This is a genomic window from Rhizobium acidisoli, from assembly GCF_002531755.2.
GTDB lineage: Bacteria > Pseudomonadota > Alphaproteobacteria > Rhizobiales > Rhizobiaceae > Rhizobium > Rhizobium acidisoli.
Window position 1 is genome coordinate 319,584 of record NZ_CP034999.1, and the last position, 13,982, is coordinate 333,565.

General features: G+C 58.1%; 10 protein-coding genes and 1 pseudogene. 4 read left to right on the forward strand and 7 right to left on the reverse strand.

Features of this window, described 5'->3' with window-relative positions:
* From CO657_RS23900 to CO657_RS23925, 6 genes are all read right to left on the reverse strand, one after another.
* Positions 1-1,356, reverse strand: coding sequence for an LLM class flavin-dependent oxidoreductase (locus CO657_RS23900; protein WP_054185719.1), 1,356 nt, complete (start codon positions 1,354-1,356; stop codon positions 1-3).
* A gap of 11 nt (positions 1,357-1,367) precedes the next feature.
* The gene (locus tag CO657_RS23905; protein WP_054185720.1) at positions 1,368-2,546 is read right to left on the reverse strand and encodes an acyl-CoA dehydrogenase family protein; all 1,179 of its coding nucleotides are present in this window, start codon (positions 2,544-2,546) and stop codon (positions 1,368-1,370) included.
* Between the two features lie 353 nt (positions 2,547-2,899).
* The gene (locus CO657_RS23910) at positions 2,900-3,775 is read right to left on the reverse strand and encodes a hypothetical protein (protein ID WP_245293051.1); all 876 of its coding nucleotides are present in this window, start codon (positions 3,773-3,775) and stop codon (positions 2,900-2,902) included.
* A 156-nt stretch (positions 3,776-3,931) separates the two neighbouring features.
* Complete coding sequence (locus tag CO657_RS36895; protein ID WP_156339804.1) at positions 3,932-4,123, reverse strand: hypothetical protein; 192 nt, start codon at positions 4,121-4,123, stop codon at positions 3,932-3,934.
* Positions 4,124-4,136: 13 nt separating this feature from the next.
* Positions 4,137-4,331, reverse strand: coding sequence for a hypothetical protein (locus tag CO657_RS23920; protein WP_054185722.1), 195 nt, complete (start codon positions 4,329-4,331; stop codon positions 4,137-4,139).
* A gap of 362 nt (positions 4,332-4,693) precedes the next feature.
* Positions 4,694-5,796 (reverse strand): IS3-like element ISRel21 family transposase gene (locus CO657_RS23925; protein ID WP_128715596.1). Its coding sequence is split into 2 segments (ribosomal slippage): positions 4,694-5,535 and positions 5,535-5,796, totalling 1,104 coding nucleotides; the frame shifts between segments, so codons are not numbered across the junction.
* A 315-nt stretch (positions 5,797-6,111) separates the two neighbouring features.
* Between CO657_RS23925 and CO657_RS23930 the strand changes: the two genes are divergently transcribed.
* Complete coding sequence (locus CO657_RS23930; RefSeq protein ID WP_128715597.1) at positions 6,112-6,411, forward strand: hypothetical protein; 300 nt, start codon at positions 6,112-6,114, stop codon at positions 6,409-6,411.
* Positions 6,412-6,423: 12 nt separating this feature from the next.
* On the opposite strand, the pseudogene CO657_RS23935 reads toward CO657_RS23930, so the two are convergent.
* Positions 6,424-8,867: pseudogene (locus CO657_RS23935) on the reverse strand (beta-glucosidase).
* A gap of 472 nt (positions 8,868-9,339) precedes the next feature.
* Here CO657_RS23935 and CO657_RS23945 point away from each other — a divergent pair.
* From CO657_RS23945 to CO657_RS23955, 3 genes are all read left to right on the forward strand, one after another.
* Positions 9,340-11,856 carry a methyl-accepting chemotaxis protein gene (locus CO657_RS23945; protein ID WP_054186065.1) on the forward strand — a complete coding sequence of 839 codons (2,517 nt, stop codon included), beginning with the start codon at positions 9,340-9,342 and terminating at the stop codon, positions 11,854-11,856.
* An 83-nt stretch (positions 11,857-11,939) separates the two neighbouring features.
* A complete protein-coding gene (locus CO657_RS23950) occupies positions 11,940-12,833 on the forward strand; it encodes an MBL fold metallo-hydrolase (RefSeq protein ID WP_054186064.1) in 894 nt (297 codons plus the stop codon).
* 12 nt (positions 12,834-12,845) lie between these two features.
* A complete protein-coding gene (locus CO657_RS23955; protein ID WP_054186063.1) occupies positions 12,846-13,970 on the forward strand; it encodes a zinc-dependent alcohol dehydrogenase family protein in 1,125 nt (374 codons plus the stop codon).
* Positions 13,971-13,982 lie beyond the last annotated feature (12 nt).

Sequence of the window (13,982 nt, forward strand, 5' to 3'; positions counted from 1 at the left end):
CTATTCTGCAGCAGCCGCAGTGCCGGCTGCGAAGCGGTTGACCGGACGTTTGAGGCCGAGATTTTCGCGCAGCGTCGTTCCCTCGTACTCGGTGCGGAAGAGACCGCGGCGGCGCAGCTCCGGCACGACAAGCTCGATGAAATCGACAAGGCCGCCCGGCATGATCGGCGCCATGATGTTGAACCCGTCCGCGCCGTAATTTTCGAAGCGCTCTTCCATCACATCGGCGATCTGAGATGGCGTGCCGACGACCTGCCAGTGTCCGCGTGCGCCGGCGGTCCGCAGATAGAGCTGGCGGATGGTGAGGTTTTCCCGGCGAGCGAGATCGAGCACCAGTTCCTGCCGGCTCTTTCCAGCATTGGTCACCGGCAGATCGGACGGGATCGGCCCGTCGAGCGGATAGGAGCTGAGATCGACGCCACTCAGCTGTGACAACAGGTTGAGGCCAACCTGCGGCTGGATCAGCTCCTGCAGCGCCTCGAACTTCTCCTGAGCCTCCGTCTCGCTGCGGCCGACGACCGGAAAGATGCCCGGCAAGATCTTGAGATCGTCCGGGGAGCGGCCGTATGCGCCGAGCTTTCCCTTGACGTCGGCATAGAAGGCCTTGGCTTCTTCGAGCGTGATGTGCGCGGCGAAAATCGCCTCCGCGGTGCGGGCGGCAAGCTCCTTGCCCGGCCCCGAGGCGCCGGCCTGAACCAGAACCGGGCGGCCTTGCGGCGAACGCGGTATGTTCAGCGGTCCGCGCACTTTGAAGTGGCGGCCTTTGTGGTTGAGCCTGTGCAGCTTTTCCGGGTCGAAATAGCGGCCGCCAGCCTGATCACGGATAAAGGCGTCGTCATCCCAGCTGTCCCAGAGACCGAGCACCACATCGGCAAATTCCTCGGCCCGCTCGTAGCGATCGGCATGCAGGATCCGCGTTTCATGCCCGAAATTATAGGCGGCCTCCTGGTCTGACGAGGTCACCAGGTTCCAGCCGGCGCGGCCGCCGCTCAATCGGTCGAGCGATCCGAATTGGCGGGCAAGATTATAAGGGTCGGAGAAACTGGTCGATGCCGTGGCAATCAAGCCGATGTTGCGCGTGACGCTTGATAGGGCGGACAGGAGCGTGATCGGCTCGAAAGGATAGACGCCGCTATGCGCCTTCCGGCTTGCGGCTTCGACGTCCTTCAGCCGCGCCGCCACGCCGTCGGCGAAAAAGATCGCGTCGAACTTTGCCGCTTCGGCAAGCTTGGCGAGTTCAAAATAGTTCTCGAAGTCGGTGCCGACCGAAGCCTGCGGATGGCGCCATGCCGCGACATGATGACCGGTAAACAGCAGGAATGCGCCAAGCTTGATCTTATTTTTACGTCTGCCCATGAGATGTCCCTTCAGCGGTACATTGCCGGCACGGGGAATTCGCCCGAAAGCAGCCAGGTGCCGATCGTCCGTCTTTTGTACTCAGCCGGATTGTGGAGGGTGTGGGTGCGGACATTGCGCCAAAACCGGTCGAAGCCATTGGCATTGGTTGCCGACCGGGCGCCCATGACCTCGAAGATTTCGCTCGAAACGGCCAGGCCGGCCTCGCCCGCATAGACATTGGCTGTTGCGATATCGATTGCCGCGGCACCCCGATCACCGGCTGTCAGGCCAGGTCCCTGGTTGAAGGCGTCATCGAGGCTGCGGGCAGCCTTGTCTGCAAGTTCGGTCGCGGCCAGCGTCTTGATGTAGAGCTCGCCATATTGCCGTTTGATCCATGGATCGTCGGTGTGTTTTTCCACGCCGGAATAGATCCAGGGACGCGACTGGGTCGAGGTATATTCCCTGCCTTCCTCCAGAGAGCCTTGGGCGCTGCCGACGAAGACGTTGAGAAGGACGCTCTGCTGCAGCAGCGACGTCAGCGACGTGTAGGGTGTCAAAGGGATATTAGGCGAGCTGATCAGCTCTTCGTCGAGGATTTCGAGATCTTTGAATCTGACTGTGCCGCTGCCCGTCTGCCGCTGGCCGATACCGTCCCAGTCGTTTTCGATGACGATGCCGATCCGATCGGCGGGAACAGCGGCGGTCAGCCGCTCTCCCTCCGGATTTTCCCATGAAATCTGGATGTAGTCGGCGATGTGGGAACCGGAGGAGAACGGGCGCGAGCCGTTCACGACCCAGCCATTGTCGATGCGCCGGCCCGACGAAGTCTTCGACATTGCATTGCCGGAATTGCTCCACATCAGATGTCCAGCGGCTGACGCGCGCAGCCAGCGGTCTTTCTGTGCGCTCGAGCCTCGGAAAAGCACGAGGTTGAGGGGAAGATGGTGATAGCCGTAGAGATGGGCCAGCGAACCGTCGGTGCGGGCGAATTCTCGCACGACACGCAGAACCGATAGCCAGGAGGCCCCCCGTCCGCCATAGCCGACCGGGATCTGGGCCGATGGCAAGCCGCTTTCTTTGAGAAGCCGGATCTGCTCGATCGGCCTGCCGCCCAGCTTGTCGCGCTCGACCGCATCTTGATCGAAAATCGCCGCCAACTCGACAGCCTTGGCAACGAAGGGATCCGTTACATCGCGTTCGAAAGACATATCAGCCCCATGTTTGTCGGCTTTGCAGGCCGCGGTTCGGGTTCAAAGGTTTGGCGAATGTCGGTGCAAGTCCAGCAATATCTATTTGAGTTCACGGCAAGAGATTCTTTCTCGCCAACTCCAAGCGACCGGTTTACGGTTTGCGGGTCGGCCTCGAGTTGGCGATACGCCCGCTTGCACAAAGGGCGATAGCGTCGTTTGCTATGTTGGCAACGAATGACGCCATGCGGTTGCAAGTTCGATACGTTCAGCTGAACTGGCTCGGACAGCAGTGGGTCTGCCTCCGACACTTGCATGAGCGCAAAAGCCCTGGAAACGATCAGCGGCTTGCGCGTGGATGGCCCTACAGCTCCTCATTCATCTCGGTTCCAGCCTTTGCTTTCAGCTGTGTTTACGACAAGGGATGCATAGTCCTTGCCGATCTCGTCGAGCTTTTTGACCAGTTCACTGTCCGCTCCACCGAGCAGGCTTTGATAGTCCTCGCCTCTTTGTGCCTTGTCCCAATCATTCCCGATAAAGCGTGCGGTGGCCTTGCCGGAAGAAGACACCTCTGCTTCGGGATTGCCAAAGGATGCGGCTGTGCGTTTCAGACCGTCTTCGAAGGTCGCATCATCAAGGCCGCTGTAGGGCTTTCCTTCGGGATTCGTCACATTGAAGAAGATCTGTTCGTCTCCGAACGCGGTGTAGCCACCGCCCAAGCCCTTTTTCGTTGCGTCCGCTGCCTCGAAGAACTTCTGCGCGACGGTGGCGTTGAGGCTGTCTTTGGGGAACCGCACGACCACAAACCCGGTCTTACCTTTCGTGTCGTCAAGGCGGGAGACAAGGACGCTATATTGGCGGAAGACGTAGCCCAGCGAACCGGCAAGTCGATCAGCCGTGGGGTCATCAAGATCCCCCTCGGTCTGAAGCGATGCATTGGTTTTGAGCAGATACCCGCCTGGCGTTACCTCTGTCTCCAAGGTCGCAGGGTCGATACCGTTGGCAGTGACGACTTTCGGCACGATCTCTTTGAGCACTTCGGCTGCAAATGCCGCTCGATCATCATAGCTGGCCTGGGAAAGCCGCGGCAAATGGAAACCTGCGGAAGGCGTTGCCTCGTAGGACAGAAGCACCTTTTGGTCTGCCAGCGCTGTATTCTGGAATGCAAACGGGATGACGGCAGCCAGAACGGCTGCTCTCAATGTGGTTCGTAATGCGAGGGCCCTTTGGGCGAAAAATCTGTTTTGCATGAATTATAGTCCTGGTTTAACCAACTTCCTTGTTGTCGATACCGTCTACCTGATTGGGCTCGTGGGGTGTTTGTATTGACCGCATTCTTGACTGGGTTGCCGCTCGTAGAGTCACCATGCGGAGGGCTCACGGACGACGGCCTTGGGCATGCTCGTTCAATGGCGATGCCTGTAGTGGCGCGAACAGATTTCGGTGGAGAGCTCAGCGCATTTCGATTGGAGTTCCTTATGGGTGCCGTCTTCGAAATGATCGTCGAGGAGCAGGGCGCGATACTCCTGAGCAAGCAACCTCGTTTCGAGATCGTCGCGCAGCGCAGAGAGCCGGAAGAACTGGCGTAGTCTACCCATGGTGTCTCTCCGATTAGGCGGCGTGATGAACGGTATGTGACGCCGACATCAGTTTGTGGATTGCCCGCAGAACCTCAAGCGGCGAGGCGAAGTGCTGACCATCGAGATCATGCACGTGGAACTTAACGGCGATGAACTTCAGCCCGTCGTTGTCCGGAACGACGATACCAACCGGAACGCCCGCGTATTCGATCACTTGTTTGGCCATTGCGATCCTCCGATAAGATCTGCCCTTTTGCGAAGGCGCCATTAGTCTATCAATTTAATAGATTATATAAAGGCGTCGGGGGGATGACTATTCCGATTGGTACCAAAAGACGCTGATAATTGAAGAAAATAATTCTAACACGAGAGCGTGTGGCAGCTTGGCCGCCTCATGACGCCAGCAGCAAGTAAGGCGCAGCCGCCGACGACCCTTGAGCGCGGTGGATGTGAGACGGAGACCTTCGGCGCTGGCTGAGGGAATTTGACCTGCCACTGAATTTTCATCCGACTGCGATTAGAGCCTCGGCGGTTCTTGAACCGCTCCCAAACGTTGGACCACCGGACGCTAGAGTTTTCCGGCTTTACTCAGGGAGGCGGGCTGGTTGCGCACCCTGAATTCACCAACGAGATCGGTACCTTGTTGCCGATCGCACCATGAGGTCTTTCCTCATTGTAGTATCTACGCCAATCCTCCATCTTTTCGCGGGCATCCGCAAGGGTCAGGAACCAATGCTGGTTCAGGCATTCTGCACGGAAGCGGCCATTGAACGCTTCGATGAAAGCATTATCAGTCGGCTTGCCGGGGCGTGAGAAGTCCAACGTCACGCCCTTGGAATAGGCCCACAGGTCCAAGTCGCGCGACACGAACTCGGTCCCTTGGTCGACACGGATCGTTTTCGGATAGCCGGCTTTTTGGCACACCCGTTCAAGGGTTTGCACAACGTCTTCGCCTCTATAGCTATGACGTGGATCAAGCACCGGCACGTAGCGCGAGAAGGTGTCGACCACCGTCAGCACGCGCAGTTTCTTACCCGTTGCGAGTTGGTCGTGAACGAAGTCCATCGCCCAGACGTCGTTGGGTCCGACGGCCATGTGCCGATCCTCGCGAAGCTTGGCTTTTACCCTCCGCTTCGGTGTCTTGTTCCGCAACTGTAGCCCCAAGTCCCTGTAAATGCGGTAAGTTCGCTTGATGTTGGTGCCCCAACCTTCGCGTTCCAACAGCACATGCACGCGGCGATAGCCGTACCGCACACGGACCTCGCAGATCTCGCGAATACGACGTTCCAGACCGGCCTGATCAGCACGGCGAGAGGTATAGTGGTGAGTTGATCGATCGAAGTTCAACGCTCCACAAGCACGCCGGATCGAGATCGCCCAATCGCAGCACATGCCTTTCACCATCTCCCGCTTCCGAGCAGGCCTTAGAGCTTTCGGCGGATGACATCCTGCAACATCTCGCGGTCCAGCGTCAGATCCGCGACGATCTTCTTCAGGCGCGAATTCTCGTCCTCGAGCTGTTTCAGCCTCTTCATCTCCGGTGGCAGCATGCCCGCATATTTTTTCTTCCAGTTGAAATAAGTCGCCTGGCTGATCCCCGCCTTCCTGCAGATTTCAGCAACCGACACGCCTTCATCACCTTGCTTCAGAATGAACGCCTTCTGAGCGTCCGAAAACTGCGATGCTTTCATCGTCTTCTGGTCCCTTTCCCAGCCAGGAAAATGCACCGGAAAACTCTAACCAAAACTGGTCCAGTTTGAAGGGTTCAGATCAAGTTCCACGAAGAACTCGGCGTCTCGCCTTGTCCGTCACGCACGTTCAGGAGAGCCGCTCGATCTCGCCGACCGCAACCCGGCCACGGCTTTGTCATGCGTTTCTTGAGGATACCAATGCGATTCAAGCGATCGTGCGCGACGGCAAGGCAGCGGTCGGCGGCGTCCCGCTCGACGTGCCTAGCTGCGGATTCCAAACGCTCATAGTTTCCACCAGGCTGAAGGTCGTCATCCTTGTTACCGACATTGGCGTTGACCAGTGCGTCGAGAGGCGAGACTGTCGCATCTCTGGAACATCTGGGCGGTCATTCGGGAAGTGTTGTTTTTTCCCTCTCGATTTTCCTGATCGGTCAAACTGTTGGTTATGATCGTTTAGAAAACAACAATTGCCTGTTTTTGGAGGCGCAGGCGGTGTTTGGCCATGCCATCAACCAAGCACCTGTTTTACTGAGGCATTCTCTCACTCAACTCACCCAGCTTCATCGCCAAAACTGCATTCGTTGGAACTCAACCACTGCCCAACGTAGTCATTGATTTGCGGCACAATCAGAGCGCCAAGACAGCGCCCTTTTGCGTGACAGTTACACTCAAACGGATGTCGGTGGCCGAGAACCCAGCCATTACTGCAAATTTCCCCGCCTCTACCCGCCAGCGCCGCTCGGTCGTGTCGAAGAAGGCAAATGTTCGGACGTCGAGAACGAAACTCATTTTTCGTTTCTCACCGGGTTCCAGGGCGCTTTTCGAGAAGGCTTTCAGTTCTTTCACCGGTCTGGGTACAGATGCTTCAACATCCCCAACATAGATTTGCACGACTGCCGAACCTGGCCGCTCGCTGATGTTGGTCAATCCCAGTGTCACTGTCACCGCGCCGGCAGCGTCCGGTAGCCCTACCATCAGATCCGACATCGCAAAGCTTGAATAACCGAGACCATGACCGAAGGGGAACAGCGGCTTAATGCCGTGGCGATCGTAGTGCCGATAGCCGACGAACACACCTTCGTCATATCGCACATGGCCATCCTTGCCTGGATAGACCGCGTCATCCTCGGTATGTGTGGGATTGTCAGCCCAGCGCACGGGGAAGGTCTGTGCCAGTCGGCCCGAGGGCTCGGCCTTGCCGAGGAGCACATCGGCGATCGCGTTGCCAGCCTCCTGTCCGGGATACCAGCATTGCAGTACTGCACGAGCACCGGAAAGCCAGGGCATTTCCACCGGTCCACCGGTTTGTAGTACGACAATCGTGTTCGGATTGGCCGCAATTACCGCCTCAACAAGCTGGTTCTGCAGACCAGGAAGTGCAATGCCGCGAAGATCGGAGCCCTCGGTATCCCAGTCGCCCGTTCTGCCCACGAAGACTACCGCGTGATCAGCCTTTGCGGCGACGGCTGCTGCCTCGGCAATCTCCGCTTCGGCCGAAAACCTGCCCATTCCTACCCGAATTGCGGCGATATAGAGGTTGACGTGATCGTGCCGGGCGTACTCGGCGACGACCTCATAGGTACGGCCGGCTTCGAGCGCGATTTCACCCAAGACCTCTTCGCAGCCTTCTTCAAAGAATGTGGTACCACGTGTCCAGGAAGCCCAAGCGTCCACCACAAGTCTACCATCCACATAGACCCGGCCAAGCCCGGCCGAGGTTAGTCCGACGCGATAGACGCCGGCTTCCGAGGCTGTGAAGATCGTGCGCATTCGGGCCGAAAAGCGATGCGGATCGACGAGGCCCTCGGCCACGGGGGGCAACCATACACCAAGGCTCGACGGTTCCTCGACGACCTTCACCGGCTCGCCAGCTAGCTCCCTTCCTTGGAAAAATTCGAAGGTTGTCGGGTTTTCTATCAGAGGCTGAAACCGATAATTGTTGCAACCCTGAGCGTAGAACAGATTCTCCTCACCCAGCGCGTCCACCAGCCCTTGCCACGGACTGATGACATAGTGAGGGTTCAACTGCGCCGAGCCGCCTCCCATAACCTGCGCGACCTTGGCATTGGGTCCAATGATGGCGACCATACCTTGCTGAGCCAATGGCAGGATCCCGTCATTCTGTAGCAGAACTGCGCTTTCCGCTCCCGCGCGCCTGATCAGTGCCCTATGTTCCGGTCGATCAATGGCGTACTCCTTAAACTCGCGATGATCGTTGATAGCGCCGGTGCGTTCCATCAGGGTCAGGATATTGCGCACACAGGCGCGGATCGTCTCGACACTCACCTCGCCGCCTTCGACCGCGGCCAGAAGCTTGGGGCCGCGGTCGCGGGTCGGACCAGGCATCTCCAGATCCAGCCCCGCATTCACGGTGGGTGCGGTCGAACGCGAGCCGAACCAGTCCGACATCACCACGCCGTCAAAATCCCAGTCACCACGCAGAACCTCGTTCAACAGCCAGTGGCTTTCTGCCGTGTAAGTACCGTTTAGCTTGTTATACGAAGACATCACGGCCCAGACCTTTGCCCGCTTCACCGCCGCCTCAAAGGGTATTAGGTAGACTTCGCGCAGAGTGCGTTCATCGATATCTGAAGAGATGGTTGTACGTTCGATCTCGGACTCGTTGCCGGCGAAATGTTTTATCGTGGCGCCGACTTTCTTGGACTGCAGACCCTCGATATAGCCGACGGCAAGTTCCGCCGTCAGTATCGGATCCTCAGAGAAGCACTCAAAGTTGCGGCCATTTGTGACGCTGCGCTGGATGTTAACGGTGGGGGCTAACGAGACGTGGGCACCTTTTGAAAGAACCTCGTCACCTAGGGCACTGCCGATTTCCTTGGCTAGGTCCGGATTCCAACTCGCTCCGATGGCGATGCCCACCGGGAAAGCCGCTGCAGTCACACCTCCGACAAAAGACCCCGCCCCGCGGGCGCCGTTGGGGCCGTCGGTCAAGCGCAATCTCCTTATCCCTAGGCGGTCGATGGGGGTAAAGACCAGAACGTATCGCCGGAAAGTAGCGAGACCTGCTCGGCCAAGGTCATATTATCGAGCAATGCTTTCGTATCAATCATCTTCTCTGCTTCCTCAATCTCAACACCTACCTTTTCCCAGATCGGCATCTCGAGATGCATATTGGGGAAGCTGGTGATCTCGGCGCCATAGAGCCGTCCATCCATGAAAAGGACGGCCCGTTTGTTCACCAAGGCGTCGCGTCCCGCCATCGCGAGGACGACGACATGTTCGCAGCCTTCACATAGCCGAGATGCGGTCACCGCTTTCCACTGAAAACAAGGACATCGCGGTTTGATCGATGTCAGCCGTGAAATTTGTGCCGGCTGCGGCAGCGCCGGTTCTGTTACAGAGTTATTCCTCCGCAAGTTCGTGAGACAGTTCGAACGTTAGCAAGCTTTATCAGACAATCTGTTGACAGACAATCATCGGTCGCGCAGCTTTCGTTTCGTCATTGATGATTCGATGCTTCCATCGGAGGCGGATCCCGATTGATGAAGTTTCTTCACCGCCTATGGACAAGGATCGATCACAATGGACAGGCTGTTGTCCCGTTTCCGGCTACAGACCAAAGTAATCATTTTCGTACTGCCTTTCATAATCAGCATTTGCGCGGTGGGGTTTTTGGGGCACTACGCCGCGGGTCTCCTACAAAGCCGCCTGGAAACCTCGAGTCAGGTGATGCAGGTGCTCTCGGGTTTCCGTGACGTCTCCGCCTCGATGAGAGAGTTTCTCGACGAGGCGTCGGAAGAAAGGCGCGATCGCGTGAAGGCTGACCTGCTCGCCCAGCAATCGCATCTGCAGGCTTTAGTGACGAATGCCGGAGCTGCGGGGGAAAGCGAAGGCCTCCTGTCGGCAAACGCGATCATGCGGGACGTGGTGGACAATTTTGGCTCTCTCTGGAGTATCCATGAAAGCGAAGAGCAACTGATAACCTCGATCGCCAATCATTCTGAATCGCTGGTTTGGTCGCAGGATGAAATGCTCAGGCTAGCTGACGAGTTGAGGAAGTCCGGCGAGCAGTCCGAGGGCGCCGCCAAATCGATGTTGCGCGATGCCGACAGGGTGACAGGCTATGCAACCTTCTTCCTTGATTTTGCCGCGGGCTACCAATCCGCCGGAACGACCGAGCTGAAACTCGAATATTTGCGCGGCAAAGTGGGCGAGTTGCGTCGAAGCGCCCGAAATCTGCGGGCTTCCTTGCCGTCGGACGCTGCAAAACTGTCGAGCTCGGTCGACGGCGCGGTGAAAAGCGTAACAGAAATTCTGTCGCAGGGCGCCGCATCGCACGACGCCGTAGGCCTCGACACCGCAATGTCCGCGTTCAAGGAAATCTCCGTCGGGATTAACGCGGTGGCGAACCAGCAAACAAAGAAAGCAATCGTCGAGTTCGCAGGTCTCGACCAACGTTTGGCCAAGATCAGCAGCGCCTTGGACGGCAGCCGAAGACTTTCGGACTCCAGCTATCTCATCAGGATACACCTTGCGCGCTTCATAGCCGACCCTACCGAACAAAACCGCGCGCAGCTCGTCCAGAACTTCGACCGAACGAAGAAGGAGATATTGGACATCTGGAGTGCCGCTTCCGATCTCGACCTTTTCAAGACAGTCCAGAATACGGTCCCTCCGGCGGTAGAGGGTATGACGCAGGACAGTGCGAAGCTCGTCGAGATCTCGGAAGTCAGGCGTGCGCAATATAGGCAAACGACAGACCAGTTGAACACCATATGGGGCCACCTCACGACGTTTGCCGACGCCCAGCGTGCCAGGGCCATCGAAGAGACGGCCCGTGCGAACGGCATTGCCCTCATCACGATATTTGCAGGCGTCCTCGTCGCGCTTCTCGCTGGCTTCGGGATGATTGCGACTTTCAAGAAACCTGTCGTCCGGTTGACCGACGACATGCGGCGTTTGTCCGAAGGGGACCTTGACATAGAGATCGGCGGTTCTGAGCGCGCTGATGAGCTCGGAGAAATGGCCCGGGCACTCTGTGTCTTCAGGGAGAATGCCGTAAGGAAAATCGAGATCGAGAACGACGCGGATCGTCAACGATCAGCTTCCGAAGCTGAACGTCGGCACAACGAGGCGGAGAAAGCCGAGATCGACAAACAGATCGGCGACGCCGTCGACAGTCTCGCCGCTGGGCTGGAGAGGTTATCCAACGGTGATGTTTCGAGCACGATCGATCAACCGTTCTCCGGGCGGCTGGAACAGTTGCGAAAGGACTTCAACAATTCGTTGCTGCGTTTGCAGGCGACGATGTCGGAACTTCGCGGCAACATCGTGCTCATTCGGCAAAATGCAGACAATCTCAGCAGTGGCGCCGATGATCTCTCCCGCCGCAGCGAGCGTCAAGCCGCGTCGTTGGAGGAGACCGCGGCTGCGGTTCATCAACTCACCGCGACGGTGCGTTCGTCGACAGAGCAGGCGCAGGCCGCAGCCCGGCTTGTAAAGGAAACCAAGCAGGCCGCGGATGCGTCTGCTTCAGTGGTCACGAACGCGGTCGACGCTATGGGCCGTATAGAAGCGGCTTCCGGGCGCATTTCGCAAATCATCGGCGTTATTGACGAGATAGCGTTCCAGACCAATCTCCTGGCACTCAATGCCGGCGTCGAGGCCGCGAGAGCAGGAGAAGCCGGGCAGGGTTTCGCGGTCGTCGCCCAAGAAGTCCGGGAACTTGCCCAGCGGTCGGCTCTAGCCGCCCAGGAAATCAAGGGACTCATCGCAAGATCGACCGAGGAAGTCGCCTCGGGATCGCGATTGGTGAACGAGGCGGGCAGGGTGCTTATTGCGATATCGTCGAATGTTGCCGGAATTTCCGAAAGGGTTGAGCTTATCGCTGCTTCGAGCAGGGACCAGGCTGCTTCGCTTATCGAAGTGAACCAGGCCGTTGGCGAGATCGATGACAGCACCCAGCGAAACGCTGCCATCGCCGAGCAAGCCCACGCCGCCACTCAGGAACTTACAAAAGAGACCCAGCGGCTGATGCAACAGATCGAACAGTTCAACATCGGCAGGCCAAGGGGTCACGTGCTTTCGGTCGTTTCCTGACGTCATCGCGATCACCAATATTGTGTTGACAGATTTTCATACAATCTGTCAAATAGTGCAGCCAATCTGGGAGGATAAGCGGCGTGCTCAATGACCAAGCGCATCAGACTAAGTTGCCCTATTTCTATCCGTTCAAGTTCGGAACCGGCGAAATAACGGTACTTTCGGACGGACCGTTGGAATTGGGCGACCCGCGGGAGAATTTCCTGGGGGTCGACGCGGCCACGGTGACGGAAATGCTCGACAGGAACTTTCTGTCCAGCTCGTCGGTGACCCTCGAGCAGAACATCCCCCTGGTCAAAATCAACGGAAAGACCATCCTGTTCGACACCGGGATGGGGACGTCGAAGATTTTCGGGCCGACGACCGGCCGCCTGCTGAAGAGCATGCAGGAGGCAGGGATCGAGCCGTTGGAAGTCGATGCCGTAGTGTTGTCCCACGCCCACATCGACCACACCGGCGGACTTTGCGATCAGGACGGAAAGCTTAATTTTCCGAACGCGGAGATCTTCATAAGCGAAAGCGACTTCGATGACTGGACCGACGGAGGCAAGCTTGATGACGGTTTCAAGGCCCAGGTGGAAAATGCCCGGAGGAACCTTCTTCCACACCGTGATCGGATAACGCATTTCGTGGACGGTCAGGAGTTTCTGCCGGGCGTGCAGGCCGTGCACGCTCCAGGCCACACCTTGGGCCACTTCTGCTTCCTCATGCAGTCTGACAACGATCGGCTCTGCTTCCTCGGCGATCTCACCCATCATCATATCCTGCTGATGGAACGCCCGTGGATGGAGTTCAAGTACGACACCGATCCCAAGCTCTCGGCGCGGTCGCGCACCCGGGTGCTGGATATGCTCGCGACAGACCGCATACCAGTGATGTCCTATCACTTTGCGTGGCCCGGGCTCGGCAACGTCGCCCGGGAGCGGGAAGGCTTCCGCTATGTACCCGCCGCCATGCAGATGCTCTCGAGATAGGAATACGCGACAATGCAGATGAAATCCGTCATTCTCCGAGAGTCAGGGCTTCCCAAGCCGTATGCAAGTTCGCGACCTCTCAGTGTCGAGACCGTCGATCTGACCCCTCCGGGCAATCTTGAGGTCTTGGTTAAAATCAAGGCCGCTGGTGTGTGCCACTCCGATCTGTCGGCGATAAATGGCGACCGCCCCCGCCCATTGCCTGTCGCGCTGGGGCATGAAGCCTCCGGCATTGTCGAAGAAATCGGACCCGGTGTCGATACAGTGAAGGTTGGCGATCACGTCGTGATGTCGTTCCTGCCCATCTGCGGACACTGCGACTACTGCGCGGGAGGCCGCGCAAGCCTCTGTGAGCCGGGCTATCGCGCAAACGCCGCCGGGACATTGTTGAACGGCAGCAAGCATATCCGTCTTCGCGGCTACGATATCAACCATCATAGCGGCGTATCGGCGTTTTCGGAATACGCGGTCGTGTCGGCGCACTCGGTCGTCAAGATCACCAAAGACGTGGACGTCACGATGGCGGCCTTGTTCGGATGCGCCGTCATGACAGGCGTCGGTGCCGTCGTAAACACGTGTGGCGTGAAGCCGGGACAGTCGGTCGCCGTCGTCGGCCTGGGAGGCGTGGGCTTGTCGGCAGTCCTCGGAGCGGTGGCCAGCGGGGCAAGCGAAATTATCGCCATCGATTTGATGCCGGAGAAGCTTGAGCTGGCTAAGTCGCTGGGCGCGACGCTTACCTTCCTGGCAACCACGCCGGATGTCATCGGCGAGGTCAAGCAAGCGACACGCGGGGGAGTGGACTACGCCATCGAGATGGCAGGGTCGAGCAAAGCGTTCGAAACCGCTTATGGCATTACGCGGCGCGGCGGCATGACGGCGACAGCGGGTCTGGCGAACGTGAACACCAAATTCGAGATCTCGCCGCTTCCTCTTGTTGGGGAAGAACGCATCATCAAAGGCAGCTACATGGGGTCTTGCGTGCCTTCGCGCGATATTCCCCGTTATATCGACCTGTTCCTCAAAGGTAGGTTGCCCGTGGAGAGACTGCTGTCCAGCACTGGCCCGCTTGAGGAAATCAACGAGGCCTTCGACCGGTTAGACCGTGGCGAGGTGATCCGACATCTGCTGGTTCCCTGAGCCTGGGCAAGG